Below are 19,241 nucleotides of genomic sequence, written 5' to 3' on the forward strand. Positions count from 1 at the left end.
TTCGGTCGCCCTGACTATCCATTCCACGCTGCGATATTTTGGCGAGACGATCTGGATGTTTTGCGAATCAGTCTGGTCAAAAAAACCATGTTGTAATTTATGTCTCACATAGGAAAGAGCGGTGATGCCAGGTATGGTGCGCTGTTCCAGATAAGCCTGCTTGCCGCTCTCATCATAACGAACGACGATATCCGGGAATTCATATCCCCTGTGGGCAGCAAAGATATTGCAAGAAATACCGCTGGCATTCTGCTCATCTTTATCCACCATCAAACACCTGACAAAGCGATGCTTTCAGAAAAATAGCACGGTCCAGTATCAGAAATTCGTGACCATGTTGACCGTCGCGCATGACCAGCACATCAACCGTCTTGCGCACCATGACACCATGGTCCATACGCTGCTTTACCTGGGCTTTCTACTCCCGATCCGACATTGGGCTTGGACCACTTCTGATCCACAAGCCCGGTTCAAATATTTGCCTATGTTTGCTGCTCACACGAATACATCTCTTTCATACCGAAATACTACTAATTACTTTTTTAAACGCATATCTACTCAGTTAGCAAATAGAAAACATCAGCAGCGTCAAAGATATAATTTTATAAACTATCTTAAACACAAAAAACGATCGATATCATTCAATGCTACCCAATACTACCAATACTACTTGATTAATGAATTGAATAGTCCTAAGATTAAGCGTCCCCAATAAGCAACATCACCCAAAGGCGCATATGACAACCCGAAACTCGACCTCCATCGCGCAAGAAGGCTTGGCAGATCAGGCAAGCTCGCCAGCCAATCTACGCAAATTAAGTCGTGCGCAGGCCAATAATGCGGTGCGCCGCCTGCAAGACAAACTCAGTCCGGCGGCACGAGAACTGATCGATAAACTCTTGCAAAGCCTCGATGATGAAGGCTCAGTCGTGGTCAAAACCCTGCATACGACGTTGTTCCCCATGGCCGAAACCAAGGGTGCCAGTGCACAGCTATCCAAGCTATTGCGCACCGTTACCGACGCTGCACAGGCGCAGGGCATGTTACTGGGTTTTAGCTATGTGGGCGCCAAAGACCAGGGCACAGCCAAGCGCAGGCTATGGTTCACTGGTCCACCACCAGCTGCCATTGCAGAACTGGAGGGGCTGAGTGCCATACCAGAAAACCGCCTCATCATAGGCCAGACCGGCATGCCTGTTGGCGAGGCCCCAGTGGTAGCGCTGATCACCTATAACGAGAACGAGTTTGCCGCAGTGCGCAAGACCTTCTGGAAGGGCGAAAGTACGCCACCCGTCACCAACAAACACCACGCCGGTCAAGCAGTCAGCATCAATGAGTTGGGGCATCATGGCAATGTGCGCGTGCTTCACTACCACAGCCGCCAAGGTAATAGAGAGTCACAGCGCACCGCCAGTGATTTGCATCAGGTCTACAAGCCCGCAGCCATTATCAGCGTCGGTATTGCCTTTGGTGTTGACGAGCATAAGCAAAAAGTAGGGAACGTGCTGGTTTCCAAATTCATCGTGGATTATGAGTCAGCACGCATCAGCAAAAACGGCAACTTCACGTTGGCTGGTGAACGCCCTCCCGCCTCACGTCGTTTGTTGCGCGCACTTGAGAATCTTGATATTCGCAATAAACATGATCACAGCAAACCTGATTGGCCCACACTGGAATTTGGCGGCATGCTGACCGGCGAAAAACTGGTGGACAATTATGACTATCGCGAAAAACTGAAAGCCATAGCAGGGCCAGCGGGCATCGTCGGTGGCGAAATGGAAGCCGCCGGCGTAGCCAAAGCGCTTGACGACACAAAGGTGGACTGGATAGTCGTTAAAGCCATCTGCGACTTTGCCGACGGCAATAAGGGTGAAGGTAAAGAGAATAAGCAAAAACTTGCAGCAGCCAATGCGGCGATGGTGATCAAGGCCATGCTCGATGACGAACAACTGTATGGTGATATTACCGAAGATACAAAGCCCCCACATTCAACAACAAACGCCGTCACCGACAAGCTGGCGGCATTGGCTTTACGTCGTCAGTGCCTTGAGCGCGCCCATCTCGACGTCATTGATGACGGCAAGCCACTGGTAAGTGGCCAATATGGTTATCGTGCAGAATTGCATGCTTTGGAAGTTGCAGGTCACCAGGGAAGCCAAGAAAGTGACCCCAGAAAGGTCGTGGCATTTGATGACATCCTGGCCTGGTTAAGTGAGCCTGAAGAACGCCCCATCTATGCCCTGCTTGGTGAATACGGCATGGGTAAAACCACCACACTACAGCGTGTGACAGCACACCTGCAGCAGCAACGCAAACTGAACATCGATAGTCCGGCCCCACTATATTTTGACTTGCGTAAAGTAGACACTTTGCTGGCTGCGAGTGCGCTACATCCCGGCAAAGTACCCACACTACAAGAAACCATCAGCGACTGTTTGCGCAACGGTTATCTGCAAACCGATGGTGTACTGCCCAATTATGAAGATGTCGTGGATAGCATAGATAGTGGTGCACTGGTGATCTTTGACGGACTTGATGAAGTGCTGTCACGCATAGGCGACAAACAAGGCCTGAGTTTTACAGCCAATTTGTTGCGCGTGCTGCCCGAGGCCCGTGAGCGTCAAAAAAACAAAGCCCAGAGCAAGCCACCACGTGTGCTGCTGAGCTGTCGCACCCAGTTTTTTCGCTCGCTGGCCGAACAAGACAATCACTTGACTGGGGAACACCGAGGTAGCCAAAATCAAAGCCAGTACCGCGCCTTGTTATTACAACCGCTGACAGAGCAGCAGATACGCAGCTATATGATGGCGGTATTCCCCAATACCGATATTGATCAGTTGATGGCGCAAATTGAGGCGGTGCATAACCTGCGTGAGCTGGCCGGACGGCCCTTCACATTGAAATTGGTGGCCAACTTTGTGCCTATGCTGGAACAGTGGCGCGCTCAGGGTAAGCGTGTCACAGGCGCCACCTTATATCGTGAAGTAGCCAAGCAATGGCTGATCCGCGATAAAGAGAAACAGAGTTTTCAACCAGAAGACAAGCTGTTGCTGGCGAGCGCACTGGCAGCACATTTCTGGCGCAACCAACTCAAAGGCATCACAGCCAAAAAGCTGGAAAGCTGGCTGGGGCAATGGTTGGCACAACAAGGCCCGTATGAGGACTTTCAAACCAAACCGCGTGATCTATTGCAGGAAGATTTGCGCAATTCCACCTTCCTGAAGCGTGTTGATGTAGAGGGCAAAGACAGTCGCTTTGAATTCGCCCACACCTCCTTGCAAGAGTTCTTCCTGGCAGAATACTTGTTACAGGCACTGCTCAGTCGCAGCGCTGATGCGCGCGAGGCCTGGCGCCTGCCCATGGTCAGTGACGAAACCCTGGATTTTTTGGGCCAGTTATTGGCTGAATGGGATCCGGATGCCGACGGGCCAGCACCCTTGCAAACACTGGCAGCATGGCGCAGCCCTTACCTGGCGCTGGCCAGTGAACTGCAATTGGCCTACGGCTTGCGCGCCCACACCTCAGGCTGGCCCATGCCGCGCCTGGATGGCATGGACCTGCAGGGCGCAGACCTGAGCGACTGGCGCTTTGGTAGTCGTAATGAAGAGCCTCTGCGTAGCAGCCAGACACATCGTCGCTTGAGTCTGGCAGGCTGCAACTTCAGCCATGGCAATTTGCGACGCGCCAGGTTCTGGAATGTCGATTTGCGTGCTGCCGTGTTTGATCACAGTCTTTGCGAGCAGGCTGAAGTACTGCAGTGTGAATTGCTGGATAGCAGTTGGGCTGATGCAGTGATGGATGGTGTTCAGATGCGGCCACAGGTGGCTCCTGGAATCCGGGCAGCTTGGGCACCGCCCGGGCGTCATGTGGAGGCGCGAAGAAAATTAGCATGGCTACATGGACATACGTCTGGGGTCACGTCTTGCGCGTTTTCGCCAGATGGGCATAGTTTGCTATCTGCTTCAGACGACAACACCCTGCGCCTATGGGACGTAGCCACCGGCACGCTGCTACGGGAATTTATTGGGCATGTGGATACGGTCACGTCTTGCGCGTTTTCGCCAGATGGACATAACTTGCTATCGGCTTCAGACGACAACACCTTGCGCCTGTGGGACATAGCCACCGGCACGCTACTACGCGAGTTTGTTGGGCATGCAGATTGGGTGATGTCTTGCACGTTTTCGCCTGATGGGTGTAGCCTGCTATCGGCTTCATACGACAAAACCCTGCGCCTGTGGGACGCAGCCAGCGGCATGGTGCTACAGGAGTTAGTCGGGCATGCGGATACGGTGACGTCTTGTGTGTTTTCGCCAGATGGGCGTAGCCTGCTCTCGGCTTCACGTGACAACACCCTGCGCCTGTGGGACGTAGCCACCGGCACGCTACTACGCGAGTTTGTTGGGCATGCAGATTGGGTGATGTCTTGCACGTTTTCACCTGATGGGCATAGCCTGCTCTCGGCTTCACGTGACAACACCCTGCGCCTATGGGACTTAGCCACCGGGCAAACACTACGCGAGTTTGTTGGACATGCAGATTGGGTGAAGTCCTGCACGTTTTCGCCAGATGGGCGTAGCCTGCTCTCGGCTTCATATGACAACACGCTGCGCCTGTGGGACGTAGCCACCGGTACGGTGCTACGGGAGTTTGTTGGGCATGCAGATTGGGTGATGTCTTGCGCGTTTTCGCCTGATGGGCAGAGTTTGCTATCTGCTTCAGACGATAGCACCCTGCGCCTCTGGGACGTAGCCACTGGCACGGTGCTACGCGAGTTTATTGGACATGCAGATTGGGTGATGTCTTGCGCGTTTTCGCCAGATGGGCAGAGTTTGCTATCTGCTTCAGACGATAGCACCCTGCGCCTGTGGGACGTAGCCAGTGGCACGCTACTACGCGAATTTGTTGGACATGCAGATTGGGTGATGTCTTGCGCGTTTTCACCTGATGGGTGTAGTCTTCTCTCGGCTTCACATGACAACTCCTTGTGTTTGTGGGACACCGCCACCGGCGCGCTGTTACGGGAGTTTATTGGGCATGCGGATGGAGTGAGCTCATGCGTGTTTTCACCAGATGGGCTTAGCCTGCTCTCGGCTTCACATGACAACACCCTGCGTCTGTGGGACGTAGCCACCGGCACGCTGTTACGGGAGTTTGTTGGACATTCGAGTAGAGTGAGCTCATGCGTGTTTTCGCCAGATGGGCATAGCCTGCTCTCGGCTTCACGTGACAACACCCTGCGCCTGTGGGACGTAGCCACCGGCATGCTGCTACGGAAGTTTGTTGGACACGCGGATTGGGTGATGTCTTGCACGTTTTCGCCTGATGGGTGTAGCCTGCTCTCGGCTTCATATGACAAAACCCTGCGCCTGTGGGACGTAGCCACCGGCACGGTGCTACAGGAGTTAGTCGGGCATGCGGATACGGTGAAGTCCTGCGTGTTTTCGCCAGATGGGCGTAGCCTGCTCTCGGCTTCATATGACAACACGCTGCGTCTGTGGGAGACCGCCACCGGCATACTGCTACGCGATTTTGTTGGACATGCTGATACGGTGATGTCCTGCGCATTTTCACCTGACGGGCATAGCGTGCTCTCGGCTTCAGACGACAACACCATACGCCTATGGGACTTAGCCACCGGGCAAACACTTCGCGTCAGTACGATCATAGAAGGCGGTGCCGCTGCCTGGCTTTACGACACCAACACTTTGTTGCACGCCAGTGGAAATGCATGGCGTTACCTGAAATGGCGTGCCATGGATGAAAACAATTGGCCTGTCGTCTGGCAACTCAGCCCTGAAGAAATGAATGATGAATGATCTTGATCAGCAAAAGCGGGGGAACAGCAAATGCTTGATGTTGTTCCCGGCATCGACCTTGCCAAGTTGAGCGCGAGTAGTCAACGCCAATCAACATCAAGTGGTGCTGGGTATCCTAGCAAGTAGGCGGTGCTAATTGTGATCAAGGGGCAATAACACCTGCCTTGTCCTAAAATCTCTGAAAACCACAGGTAGTGCAAGTCCGAGCGCTGGCACTATCTGTGAACGACAACACCTATTCCTTTGACGCCGTTCCATCTCCATATTCTTCTACAGCCGGGTCGAGGTTTTCCGGTGCATGAAGAATAGTCGGCCCCCTGGAGCATGCCTGCCGGGTCAGATATTCCGTCAAACCTTCGGCTTGCACTGTTGCCGGTATTGTCGCCTGCATTTCATACAACAACTCTTCAGTCGCCCTGACTATCCATTCCACGCTGCGATATTTTGGCGAGACGATCTGGATGTTTTGCGAATCAGTCTGGTCAAAAAAACCATGTTGTAATTTATGCCTCACATATGACAGAGCAGTGATGCCAGGGATGGTGCGCTGTTCCAGATAGGCCTGCTTACCGCTCTCATCATAACGAACGACGATATCCGGGAATTCATATCCCTCATCTTCCAGCAAGGCTTCGCTGACGATACCTGGTAACAGGGGCCGGGCGTCTTCATGGCCCACTTCGAACAAGAGTATTTTCTTGAGCTTCTTCATTTCCTTTTGTTCTTCCGTGTCTGTCTTTTGAATGGCGATAGTCGGGAAGTACTCGCGAATGAAGGCATTGGATGTGCTGATCAGTGCATCCCTGCTGGTCTCCGGGCTATGCTGGAAAAACCTGTCATCCATGTCCATCATTTTCCAGGCATGATTAAGGTCGTGAATCAGAAATTCGAGTGGCGACTGCCAGAATTCATCGACATACACAGGCTCGGTTGATACACCGATAAAATACACAGGTGTACCGCGTATTTTCATGAGATCAGTAGCAGAGATATTATCGAAAGTCGGGATGATGATGACTTCCGGCATACGGCGCATCAGCTCTTCATAGCGATACCAGTATTTCTTTTGGAAGTGGGTACTCAGGTTCTTGCCGGTGCGACATGCCACATCAAAGAAACCGACAGCCTCAAACAGAATACGCAGGGTAGGCTCATACGGGCACATGGCACCGTTCTGTATGGTCACGTGGTGGAATTTATGCAGCAACTGGTCACGCATCAATGACAGTGCGGCATTGTTGCGACAGGTCTCATCCATAGCCGAGAGCGTCATCTGGCTGCGGAAATACTCGACCACCGGCAATAGTTCCAGCACTGGTGTATTGAGGCTATTGTCATTCGATGCAAATCGCGTGCGAAGTTCACGGTATAAATCAACCGGGTTCCTGACCCATTCACGTATCCATTCATGATGTGAAATACTCTGGGTCGTAGTGAAATTTTTTGCCACCAGTGCAGCGGCAATCTGCTTGTGGTGACCAAAGGCGAATGAGCCTTCTTTTGCATTTGGCGTTGTCATCACACTCTCAGGCAACCACCTGCCCTGGATGCCCGCTGTGTCTGTTGTATCGACAATTTCTACCAGAAACCCAATCGTGTCGACGATATGACGTGGATCTGATGGAATGGCAATTTCTTTGAGATGGTCGCGATATCCGTGCGTGACGGTTTTGTCCATGTAGATGCGGGCTTCGTTTTTTGCCTCGTTTTTTGCGTCGCTCTGCACAAAATAATATTTACGTCCCTCAGCTTCTGCAATCCCGTATTCTGGTGCTGCTGCTCCAAATACTTTGCTGCCAGTTACTCGCAGCGCTGCGAAGATATTGGCTGGAATACCGAGCCCGTTGTGTTCATCTTCATCCAGCAACAAGCCGCCTGGCAGAGCGATGCCTTCAGGGAAAATCGTCCTGTCCAGCGTCAAAAATTCACGCCCACTTCGCCCGTCACGCATCACCAGCACATCAACCGTCTTACGCACCATGACGCCCTGATCTATGCGCTGTTTTGCCAGGGCTTGAAGCTGCTCATCCGACAACAGGGCTTTCACGACCGCCGTCGTGCTGGCGACATCCAGGTATCTGGCAATGCAATCTTCCATGCCATTCTTGCGCACCGGGTCACGCAGGCGATGGAACCAGTAAATCATGTACAGCAGCGATTCTGCATACAGGCTGGCCGGGAAATTTTGCGTATTGAGACTGACCGCATAGTTATCCAGTATGGCAAGAACGAGATCCCTTGCGCTATCTGCTGGCAAGTCGGGGAATGAAGTTGAGGTTTGAGTGGTCATTGATGGAGACTCATTGTTATTGTTCGTCATGATGTTCTGAATGCTGGCTATTCGATAAAACCTGTCTTTATTTGCAACGGACATTATCACGCTTTTGCCTTTCGCCATGCCAGAAAACCAATTCCGAAAACAGCTGTCTGCCAGGCTCACGGAGCAACACGGCGATAACGCCCTACAACTGTCTACATGTTCATCAAAACTTCGTAATACCAGTGATGCTAACAACACACACTGGTCTGATCAAACACCATCAAAGAACGGTAGCAAATTGGCATGACAGTCTTATTTCAACAGTATTTCATTTCCCAAAAGTCAAGTGGTATTTAAGTGGCTAGATATTAATAAAACCAGTTGACCACCGCATTGTTGAACCACATGCTGAATCTCTGAGTGGCTGGTTTGCAATAAGAACGGGCATCTCAGAATGGCACATTTTAGGAGTAAACACATTTTCTGAATTCACAAAATCATGGGGGGAGACGGTAATGCAAAATACAAGGTTAAGAAACCTGATTCAAAACATGCTGCTATGTGCGACCAGTGGTGGCTTGCTGGTGGCATGCGGTGGTGGCAGTGACAGTGCTGGCAATGGAACTGGCCCGGCAACCACGCCACAAGCCCCGCCTGCTATAGCTTCTACAGCTTGCTATGCGGCATGGGATGCAGCAACGGCCTACAATGGCGGCGCTTTGGTCAGTGCGGGCGGTAATAATTATGTCGCAAACTGGTGGACGCACAATGAAAACCCTGCAACCAATAGTGGTGCCTCTGGCAGTGGCAAACCCTGGACAGGTAAAGGTGCATGTGATGCCACGCCAACACCTACGTCTACCCCCACTCCAACACCGACGCCTACTCCGACCCCAACGCCCATACCAACCCCGACACCTACACCGACTCCAACACCTACCCCGACTCCGACGCCGAACTGTTCTCCCTATGTCGCCGGCACTCAATATCTTGCTGGAAGAGTGGTCAGCAATGCGGGCGGTTTTTATCGTTGCGACGTGGCGGGCTGGTGTTCTACCGGTGCATCTGCTTATGAGCCTGGTGTAGGCTGGGCCTGGAACAGCGCATGGACATCAGTCACAGCAAGTGCCTGCCCGACACCAACGCCCACCCCCACTCCGACACCAACACCGACTCCGACTCCCACCCCTACGCCAGTCCCTGGTCTTGCCAAGCATGCACTGGTCGGTTACTGGCATAACTTTACCAATCCCAGCGGTAACACTTACCCTATCGCGCAAGTCAGCAATGATTGGGATGTTATCGTCGTCTCGTTTGGCGACAATGCCGGTGGTGGCAATGTGAGCTTCACGCTGGACCCTGGTGCCGGTAGCGAAGCGCAATTTATTGCCGATATCAAGGCCAAGCAGGCGCAAGGCAAAAAAGTCGTGTTGTCACTCGGTGGCCAGAATGGTTCAGTCTCGGTGGGTTCTGATGCGGAGGCGACCAACTTTGCCAACAGCCTGTATGGCATCATCAGCAAATATGGTTTTGACGGCATAGACCTTGATCTTGAAAACGGTGTGGCACAGGGTGCAGCTATCCAGACTTATCTGCCGGTCGCCGTCAAGAAACTGAAAACCAAAGTCGGCGCCAGCTTCTACCTGTCAATGGCACCGGAATGGGTATATGTGGAAGGTGGTTTTACCTCCTACGGCTCTATCTGGGGTGCATATATCCCCATCATCAATGCGCTGCGTGATGAGCTGACTATCCTACATCCGCAGTACTACAACAATGGCGATATCTATACACCTTTCCAGGCTGCGCCACTGAGGGCAGGGTCGGCAGACCAACTGGTGGGCACGGCAAAAATGCTGATCGAGGGCTTTACCTATGGTAGCAATACCTTTGCAGGTTTGCGCCCTGACCAGGTTGCCTTTGGTGTGCCGTCTGGCCGTAGTTCTGCCAATTCTGGCTTTACCACATCAGCAGATGTCAGCAATGCGCTGAACTGTTTAACCAGGTTGCTGAACTGCGGCACCATCGTCCCCAAACAGGCCTACCCTGGTTTCAGAGGTGTCATGACCTGGTCTATCAATTGGGATAAGCATGATGGCTATAATTTCTCGGTGCCTGCCAAGGCTGCCCTGAATACCCTGCCTTGATGTGGAAATGCGTTGAAATGCTTTGCCTATCAAATGACAGGCAAAGCATGGGCAACTAATAAAAAAACTGCGCTCCGGCATACGCTGGAAGCGCAGTTTTCTTCTTATGAAGACTGCTGATCAAAAGTCGTGATTCGCCGGGTAATTGCTGAAGAAATCATTATCCCAGCGAAAATTTGTCGCGGCGATAGTGACAGAAATATCCAGTGACTCAACGAAATGCCACCAGCCCACGGGCAGGAATAATATCTCGCCTGGCTCCAGCACGCATTCAAGCACAGGCACATCGCGCAGCTGGGGGAAGCGTGTCAGGTCAATATTGCGGCCATCTACCGGCGTAAAGCAATGACGCTCATTTTGCAGTCTGGCGAGGTGACATGGGGCGATAAGTTTGACGCGTTTGCGCCCCATGATCTGCATCATGAAATTATTGGTCAGGTCATGATGGAAAGGCGTAATCGTCCCCGCCGGGCCAAACCAGAAAAAGCCTTGCTTGCCCTGATCTGTCTTCAGGTATTCGGGCAATGAGGGTACGTCTTCCCACAATTCATTGAGTGCTTTGCGGTTGCTGGAATCATTATTGGCGGTCATGTACATGTCATTGCTGTGGCCGTTTTTTTCCACCAGATCGACATAGTCACCAAAGCGCATCTGGCGCTTGTGGGCGATGCTGTTCATTTCATAATTGGCGTCGCTATTGCGGCCGAATTGCACTTCCACCTGGCGCTCAGAAAAATGCTCACGGAACCAGGCCAGGTTCCAGCGGCTGCGTGCCGGGCAATCGTCCAGCATGCCAGTAATGATGACGGGACGATTTTGCTGATAATAATCACGCAAAAACTGTTCACCAGATAATTGATGTTGACGTTCCAGTGCAAGCGGTGCTATCTGATCGAGTTTGGCAGCGATGGCCAAGACCCAGTCACGCTTGTCGAGACGGTTCTTGAGTCTTTGCACACCTTGAAAATAAGGGCTGGACAAAGCCGCACTGATTTCCAGCCTGGCGGTATGTAGGCTGAAGGAATTTTGTTGCAAGACATTTTCCAGGGTGGCCGGATGCGCGCCGAGCAGCAGATTTTCTGCGATCCAGCGACGCCAGTCATCGCTCATGGATTGAACTGTTTGACTTGCTACTGCATGCAAACCAAGTTGTGCATTCATTTGCTTTCCTCTCGCTGAAAAACTGCGGATGTGATTGCAGATCGTCATCACATCCGCAGCCCTACATTATTAATGGATTATAGAGAAACTATAAAGCGACTATGCTTTCCATTAACCAGGCTTATCGCCCTTTCCAGACTTCGCTACCGAGGACACCGCTGGCATCGCCATCGAGTTCCCAGGTAAATGCGCCGCGCAAGTTCTGGTCACGCACATACTTCATTTTAATGGCGATGACAGCCGGATCATCATAACTCCACCATTCGCCATTATTGGTCATCAGCATCAACTGCTTGGTCACAGGGTGCAGGGTGCGCGTACCGGTCTTGTTTTTCAAGACCTTGTAGTCTTCTATCCCTGCTTCATAAGTGGCTGGTGCAGGCCCACCAGTTGCCTGGTACAAGCCATTGCCATTTGGCCCGGCACTGACGCCTTTCCAGCCACGCCCATAGAATGGAATACCCAGCAAGATCTTATTGCGTGGCATGCCAGCGGTGACCAGGGCCTGGATGGCATCATCACTATTGTACTTGGCAAGCACACCCGTGGACGGGTCTGCACTGTCATGGTACAGCGGTGAATGGAAGTTGGTGGTGTTTTCCCAACCGCCATGGAAGTCATAGGTCATGACATTCACCCAATCCATGTACTGGCTATACAAGGCAGGTTCGGTCTGGGCGATCTTTTCAGTGCCCGCGCCTATTGCCGCAGTCAAGGCGTAACGCTTGTTGTCGAGAGCCCCTTGCGCATCGAGTTGCGCGCGGAATTCTGCCATCAGCAAAGTGAAGTTATGCTTGTCATTGACAGCATCCACCGTGTTGTATGGCTGCCCGCCACCGCCTGGATATTCCCAGTCAATGTCGATACCATCAAACACGCCTTTCGCCGCACCTGGGCCACCACGACCATCCTGCACAGGCAGATCACCTGCAATGAATTGCTTGACGCAAGATCTCGCCAATTGCTTGCGCAGGGCATCTGTCTTCGCTGCGGCAGAGAAGTACCTTGACCATGTCCAGCCACCGAGTGAAATGAATACCTTCAGGTTAGGATGCGCCGCCTTGAGCAATTTCAGTTGTGCAAAATTGCCGGTGAGCTTGGCATCCCAGGGGATGGTTTTGCCATCGACAGTGCGTGCGGGCTGCCGCTGGTAATCGGCAAAGGCATCACCACCGGTACCTGCATCTGCAGGCGGCGGGTTGTTATTGCCCGTCTCTGCCCTGGTGACCATATCGCATTCGTAGCCGCCATTTTTTGCATATACATTGCCAAAGGCATAGTTAATGAAGGTCAGTTGATCAGCGATGCTGGTCTGCACGCCATTGACTGGTGTCTGCGTGGTGTGGATATCTGCCACCTCGTAGGCACGGCCATACACGCCCCATTGCGCAAAGTAAGAACCAACTTCGCGGCCACCGACTGGAGTCGGTGTCGGTGTCGGTGTCGGTGTCGGTGTCGGTGTCGGTGTCGGCGTTGGCGTTGGCGTTGGCGTCGGCGTCGGAGTCGGAGTCGGAGTTGGCGTTGGCGTCGGTGTCGGCGTTGGCGTTGGCGTCGGTGTCGGCGTTGGGCAGGCACTGACAGTCACCGAAGTCCAGGCACTGGTCCATGCCCAGCCTACGCCAGGCTCATAAGCAGAAGCACCAGTAGAACACCAGCCAGCAACATCGCAGCGATAATAGCCGCCGGCATTGCTGACGACACTGCCTGCCAGATAACTGGTCCCCGCCACGTAAGGCGCGCATCCTGGTGTAGGAGTTGGTGTTGGGGTAGGCGTAGGTGTAGGGGTCGGCGTTGGCGTGGGTGTGGGTGTCGGCGTGGGAGTTGGAGTCGGCGTAGGTGTTGGCGTGACCGTACTTACTTCCCATGGCCCCCACTGCTCCGCTCCTGGCACATTTCCTTGCGTCCACCACTTGGCCTTGTAGGTGATGCCCTGGTAGGTAACGCAATTGCCCTGGGTATAAATCTGGGTATTGCTCCAGACTGCACAACTGCTGGGCACCTCTGCTGGCGGCATTGCTACATGCGCGCCTATCTTGGGTGTGTCTGTCAAATTGCTGGTATTACTTCCACCGCCGCAGGCTGCCAGCATACCGCCGACCAGACTGAGCATGAGGTGATTAATACGAATTCCAGTTCTATGTCTCATCCTATTCCCCCCTGAACTGTTGATAGAGAAATGCCCCGATTCTGTGAGGTCATTTCGGGTTTGTGGTCTCTTTTTTGTGCGAAACCGATTCCAAGATGTTGCTTAAATATGAGGCGGTCAAGTGGTTTTTTTGGAAACAAAATCTTGTTACAAAAGATGAGTCCAATTGGAAGAGTCAGGATTTGGAAAATAAAAACTGTGAGGCGTAGCGATGAAATTGGTATCACAACTTAAATACCTTAACAATACCAATAATTACAATTAGCCAAAGTGGTATTGTCGCAAAAAATTGAGATACCGGATGGTCGGGGATTATTCCCGCTTATCGGAGAATTTGCAGGTCTGAATAGAAACGGCATTGCGCCTAAAGAAAGCAAACCTGATCCAGCACCCAAGAATAACTGGCCAGGTTTTACCATGTGGGAAAAGGCAATCTCCTCTTTTCGCCTTGACCATGCTGACAAATAAAGTATCAAGGCCTTGCCCGAAGCTTGCTGCGCTTCGCCTTGTGACTTAGAGATACAAAAATTTTGATTTACTACAGCTACACTATTAAGTATGCGATATAAATTCGGGGCACTTAAACATTACGGCGCTTTTAAATTTCGACTTGATCAAACGAACCAATTAACCTACCAAATCTCTCAAGCAAATCATCATATGTAATGACTTTCACAAGGCGATTGGAATTAATAGTGAAAAGCGTTTTCTTTTGGGTATCAGTTAATTTTGCTGAACGTCCAATAACGACCATTCCCTCAACAACGTACTCCCCTTTAAGCCATTCTGGCATTTGCGGTGCATTAGTTCGTATAGCTTGAATCCAGTCCTCAATTTGTTGCGATGCATGATCAAAACCTTCTCGTAGTCTATTCTTCTTTGTGAAAATTGGTACGTTATCCATTTCAAGCTCGATCAATAAAATTCGTTTATCTGACTGCTCATATTGAAAAATCAAGTCAGCACGATAGTTACCTACGCGTACTTCACTATGTACCTTTGCTGCATGACCATCTATCATAACGGGGTATCTCTTAAGAAAATTATGGATATCAGCTTCACGCTTTCGACGACGTCTCAATAAATGGCAGAATTCAAGATAAATTCGTGAGAATTCTCCTGCAATGGTTGGTTTACTTGGCCCTAAGCTCGCAAGTCTCTCTTGAAGTTTCTGCATATTATCGCTACCTCTGCTTCTACTTTCCGTCAGTCCTTTTGTGACCATTATTGGAGGTATTAATTCACTACCGCCTCGCTCTAAAATTTCGACTTCGGTCGAACTGAAATCACCAAGAATAACTGCGGGGACTTTTTTAAAGAGGAGCGCCTTATAGGTAAGGTATCCTACATAATCATCACCCATGATGAACTTTCCATCAGACTGGTACAAAAGCAGTTCTGTTACAGCTTGGCCATTATCTATATGGGCTGGCATGAAGCGTTTTACTTCATCAAGAGGAAACTCAAGGGCGTGCTCCATATCGTCTGGTATGATAAGCTCCATTGGAACAATAGCCCTGGTACAAACTACTTTGCCAGCATAAGCGTTTTTACAGAGATTTAGTAAGAAATCGTTCTCACGAGGCGGAGCGATTAGACTGACATCAGCTTTTTTAAGATCCGAAGCTTTCATGCGCCTAAATTGGCAGGAGTGCAGACCAGCTATACACCGAAACAGGAATGAGGCGATAGGTTCATTTCCAACCTCAGATATCGAATACCTCATCCAATCTGTTATCGTCATTAATGAGGCAAAGGGTTCAGGCTGAGATTTCGCTGCTCTGAATTCAGCTCGTGAGATTTTCATCTCTTCGTCAGAGATGAAAAATAGCGTGGCAACAAAAAGAAGCCCGCCACCTTTCAACTCATCTTTTTCGACTAGCACCCCACAAGGCTTGCCTTCCCAAATAACAGAGCAGAAACTAAAATCAGGCAATGGCCAGCGTTCGAGATCATCTAATGATGTAAGCGCCGTCTCCAGCGCTGGCAGGTTACTTTCACCTAACACCCAATCCTCATTTACACTAAATATTCCATGGGTCATCTTGCCCTGAGTTGGATTACGGCGGTACAAATCCAAAAGACCTCTTTTAACGGAGAAATCACCTCCTCCATCCTGAACATTTAGTGTCTTAAGAAGCATTAATCGTAATTTTGCAAGCACCGGAATTGGCTCGGCGAAATGTGAATTGGACATTTTTTACTCAATCTTTATTCTAGTTAATCGAAAATTGAAGTGCTATGCCATATCTAAAATCGTAGCAAATCAAGATGCTCCATACCAAGCATAAAATATTAGTATATTCTTACAAATTAGACAATAAATCTATTAATTCACTACCTCCGCCAGCGCCGCCAGATCATATGGCTTGATCAGGGTGACAGCCCCCGGCAAGTTGATTTGCTGATGCAAGCCTGAGGCAAATACCACATGCAATGCAGGCAGCATGCTGCGAGCCTGCGAGGCCAGGGTTTCGCCAGACATGCCGGGGAGCTGGATATCGGTGATGAGGACGTCAAATTTTGTTGACGACAGCAAGGTCAATGCCTGCTCAGCGTCGCTGCTGGCAAGGACGCTGTGGCCCAGCAGGGACAGTAATTCTGTCGTGTTGGTGCGGATGACTTCGTCATCTTCAACGAGCAGGATGTGCTTGCCGCGTGCTGTTGCGGCGGCTGGGGGAGTTGGCGCAGCTTGTTTGCGCTGCTTCTGGTTAGCCAGCACATGACGGATTTTTTGTGCCAGGGCGGCGCGGGTATAGGGCTTGCCCAGCAGCTCGACACCAGCGTCGAGACGGCCACCGTGGACGATGGCGTTTTCGGTATAACCGGAGGTGAACAGCACCGCCAGGTTGGGCAGGCAGCCGCGTGCTTCTCGGGCCAGGTCGGGGCTGCGTAGCGGGCCGGGCATGACGACGTCGGTGAACAGCAAATCGATGGCGAGGCCACTTTGTACGATGGCCAGTGCACCTTCGGCTTCACCAGCCTGCAAAACGCGGTAACCCAGGCCACCCAGCATCTCGACGACCGTCTTGCGCACGCCGACATCATCTTCCACTACGAGTATGGTTTCTTCACCGCCGACAATTTCGCGGCTGTCGATAATGGTAGTCATTTCTTCTGCTGCCATGGAGCGCGGCAGGTAGAGCTTGACAGTGGTGCCATCGCCAATTTCGCTATAGATTTTGACGTGGCCGCCTGACTGTTTAACGAAGCCATAGACCATGGACAGGCCCAGACCTGTACCCTTGCCTTCTGGTTTGGTCGAAAAGAAAGGTTCGAAGGCCTGGGCCATGACTTCTGGCGTCATGCCACTGCCGGTGTCGCTGACGGCGATCATGATGTACTGGCCGCGCTCTACTTCCAGGTGGCTGGCTGCATATTCATCGTCGAGGGCGACATTGCCCATTTCTATGGTCAGCTTGCCGTTGGATTCCATCGCATCGCGGGCATTGATGCACAGGTTGAGAATGGCGTTTTCCAGTTGTGGTACATCGACCAGGCAATTCCACAAGCCGCCAGAGGCGATCATTTCTATGTCTATCGCTTCACCCAGGCTGCGCCGTAGCATGTCTTCCATCGCGCCTATATAGCGGCTGACCTTGACAACCTTGGGTTCAAGCGCCTGGCGACGGCCAAATGCCAGCAGATAGCTGGCCAGCTTGGCACCGCGCGAGACACCATCAAGTGCATTGTCTATCTTGCGCTGCGCACGCGGATTGTCTTTGACTTCGGCAGCCAGCAATTGCAGGTTGCCAGAAATGACTTGCAGCAGGTTGTTAAAGTCATGGGCGACACCACCAGTCAGCTTGCCTATGGTATCCATTTTTTGTGATTGTATAAGCGCCTGCTCGGTGCGCTTCATGGCGGCGGCTGCGGCACGTTCAGCAGTAACATCACGGCCAACCGCATGGAACAGGCCAGCATCACGCGAGCCTGTCCACGAAACCAGGTTGTAAGTACCATCAACACGGCGCACATGTTTTTCAAACTTGAACGTGTTGTTGCCATCAGAAGAAGCAAATAACTTGCCGCCTGCGCGCTGCTGCTCATCTGGATGTATCAGGCTGATAAACGGCATACCAGCAACCTCTGCCTCTTTCCAGCCCAGCAAAGAAGTGAAAGCCGGGTTGACCGAGGTGATATTGCCATCCACATCGGCCACCAGCATCAGGTCTGTCGCTAGCCGCCACATGCGGTCACGTTCTTCTGTGCGCTGGCTGACTTGCTGGGTCAGGTTGAGGTTTTCATGGGTCAGGACCTGGGATGCACTCTTCTGGTCATGGATATCGGTATTGGTGCCTATCCAGCGCAGGATTTCGCCCTGTTCATCACGGATGGGCAAGGCCCTGACCAGATGCCAGTGATAAATGCCATCATGCTGGCGAATGCGAAATTCAGTCTGGTAAACTTCGCCGGAAGTGACTGCGGCTATCCAGGTAGCCGCCACTTCTGCCACTTCATCAGGGTGCAGGATGCTGGCCCATTTGTCGCCATCAAGCTCACCCGGTCTGGTACCACTATAGCTATACACACGGTCATTGAACCAGTACAGCAAGCCATCTGGCGATGCCGCCCACACCTGGTTGGGCACGGCCTGGGCCAGTGTGCGGAACAGGGTTTCGCTTTCAACCCGTGCTTTTTCTGCCAGCACTCGGTCGGTAACATCAAAGCCTTGCACAAAGATGCCGAATACTTCACCAGCATCATTTTTTAATGGTTGATAGACAAAATCGAGAAAGCAATTCTTGGTGCCACCATTGATTTCATCCATCAAAGAAAACGGGATGGCATGGCCTTCAAATATTTCGCCGCTCACATACAATTTATCAAGCAGGGCGACAAAGCCCTGCTCCGCCGCCTCTGGCAGCGCTTCTGCTACACTTTTACCCAATACCTCACGGTTGTTCACCAGCGATGAGTAAGCGCGGTTGGTCAGTGTAAAAGTATGCTGCGGCCCGGTCAGCATGGCGGTGAAACCCGGGGTTTGTTCAAACATGGCCTGCAGGCGTTGATGCTCGCCTTTGACCCAGCGGTCGGCCTTTACTTTTTCAGTGGTTTCTACCACTGTGACCAGCACAGCCGCGGTGGTGCCAAACTCGTCAGAGACTGCCGAATAATCAAGGCTCAAAAATACCTGTTCCAGTATGCCTTTTCTGTTGAGAGAAAATTCCTGATCGGTATAGCTGATTCGTTCACCGGCAAATACCCGGCTGATGATCATGGCATTAAATTCAGCGACTTCTGGCCAGCCTTCCAGCGCTGTCATGCCTAGCAACTGGGGATGGCGCGGGCCAGCGAATTTTGCATAACCCTCGTTATAGATCATGACGCCTTCCACACCCATCAGCATCACCATGGCCACGGGTGAACGCAACATCATTGCCACCACCGCCTTGATACCGGCTGGCCAGCTATTGATATCGCCCAAAGCAGTCTTGCTCCAGTCAAAATTGTCGACCAGCTGGCCGATGGCACCGGTATCGTGAAGAAAAGCTTGATGCATGCGTTCGCCTGGTGTTGAATTTGTCATGGGCATTTCATGGGTATTGTAATTAGTGTCTGGCTTTCCTGGCTTGCAGAATCTGAACGTCCAGGTAGATACTGCTTGATGCAAGCCTGCCATTATAAGACACAACCTGACATGGAATTGCGCAATTCATTGTGGTGTTGCTTATGGAAAGTCTTTGTAAAACAAAGACTTAAAATTC

The 19,241-nt window shown here is 51.6% G+C and carries 9 protein-coding genes; 2 read left to right on the forward strand and 7 right to left on the reverse strand.

The genetic code is table 11. The features are described 5' to 3' along the window. Both DFR42_RS29385 and DFR42_RS29390 read right to left on the reverse strand, forming a co-directional pair. The coding region (locus DFR42_RS29385) for a hypothetical protein (RefSeq protein ID WP_170133706.1) at positions 1-270 on the reverse strand (270 nt) is incomplete at its 3' end. Beyond that, positions 260-397, reverse strand: a complete 138-nt coding sequence (locus tag DFR42_RS29390; protein ID WP_170133707.1) for a hypothetical protein — start codon at positions 395-397, stop codon at positions 260-262. The genes DFR42_RS29390 and DFR42_RS29385, both read right to left, overlap by 11 nt. A 340-nt stretch (positions 398-737) precedes the next feature. On the opposite strand from DFR42_RS29390, the gene DFR42_RS26625 reads away from it, so the two are divergent. Continuing rightward, a complete protein-coding gene (locus tag DFR42_RS26625) occupies positions 738-5,819 on the forward strand; it encodes a phosphorylase family protein (protein WP_110258109.1) in 5,082 nt (1,693 codons plus the stop codon). 235 nt (positions 5,820-6,054) lie between these two features. On the opposite strand, the gene DFR42_RS26630 is transcribed toward DFR42_RS26625, so the two are convergent. Beyond that, complete coding sequence (locus DFR42_RS26630) at positions 6,055-8,109, reverse strand: hypothetical protein (RefSeq protein ID WP_146218980.1); 2,055 nt, start codon at positions 8,107-8,109, stop codon at positions 6,055-6,057. A gap of 485 nt (positions 8,110-8,594) precedes the next feature. On the opposite strand from DFR42_RS26630, the gene DFR42_RS29820 reads away from it, so the two are divergent. Further along, entirely contained in the window at positions 8,595-10,226 is a 1,632-nt protein-coding gene (locus DFR42_RS29820) for a chitinase (protein ID WP_110258111.1), read from the forward strand. Positions 10,227-10,346: 120 nt separating this feature from the next. Here DFR42_RS29820 and DFR42_RS26640 read toward each other — a convergent pair whose 3' ends face one another. From DFR42_RS26640 to DFR42_RS26655, 4 genes are all read right to left on the reverse strand, one after another. Then, on the reverse strand, positions 10,347-11,387 hold the full coding sequence (locus DFR42_RS26640) for a cupin-like domain-containing protein (protein WP_110258112.1): 1,041 nt from the start codon (positions 11,385-11,387) through the stop codon (positions 10,347-10,349). A 121-nt stretch (positions 11,388-11,508) separates the two neighbouring features. Beyond that, positions 11,509-13,533, reverse strand: coding sequence for a glycosyl hydrolase family 18 protein (locus DFR42_RS26645; RefSeq protein ID WP_281275200.1), 2,025 nt, complete (start codon positions 13,531-13,533; stop codon positions 11,509-11,511). Between the two features lie 598 nt (positions 13,534-14,131). After that, positions 14,132-15,730: a Shedu anti-phage system protein SduA domain-containing protein gene (locus DFR42_RS26650; RefSeq protein WP_110258114.1), complete on the reverse strand. Its 1,599-nt coding sequence runs from the start codon at positions 15,728-15,730 to the stop codon at positions 14,132-14,134. A gap of 132 nt (positions 15,731-15,862) precedes the next feature. Beyond that, positions 15,863-19,063, reverse strand: a complete 3,201-nt coding sequence (locus tag DFR42_RS26655; protein WP_245937103.1) for a PAS domain S-box protein — start codon at positions 19,061-19,063, stop codon at positions 15,863-15,865. Positions 19,064-19,241 lie beyond the last annotated feature (178 nt).

The organism is Undibacterium pigrum (assembly GCF_003201815.1).
Taxonomy (GTDB): Bacteria; Pseudomonadota; Gammaproteobacteria; order Burkholderiales; family Burkholderiaceae_D; genus Undibacterium; species Undibacterium pigrum.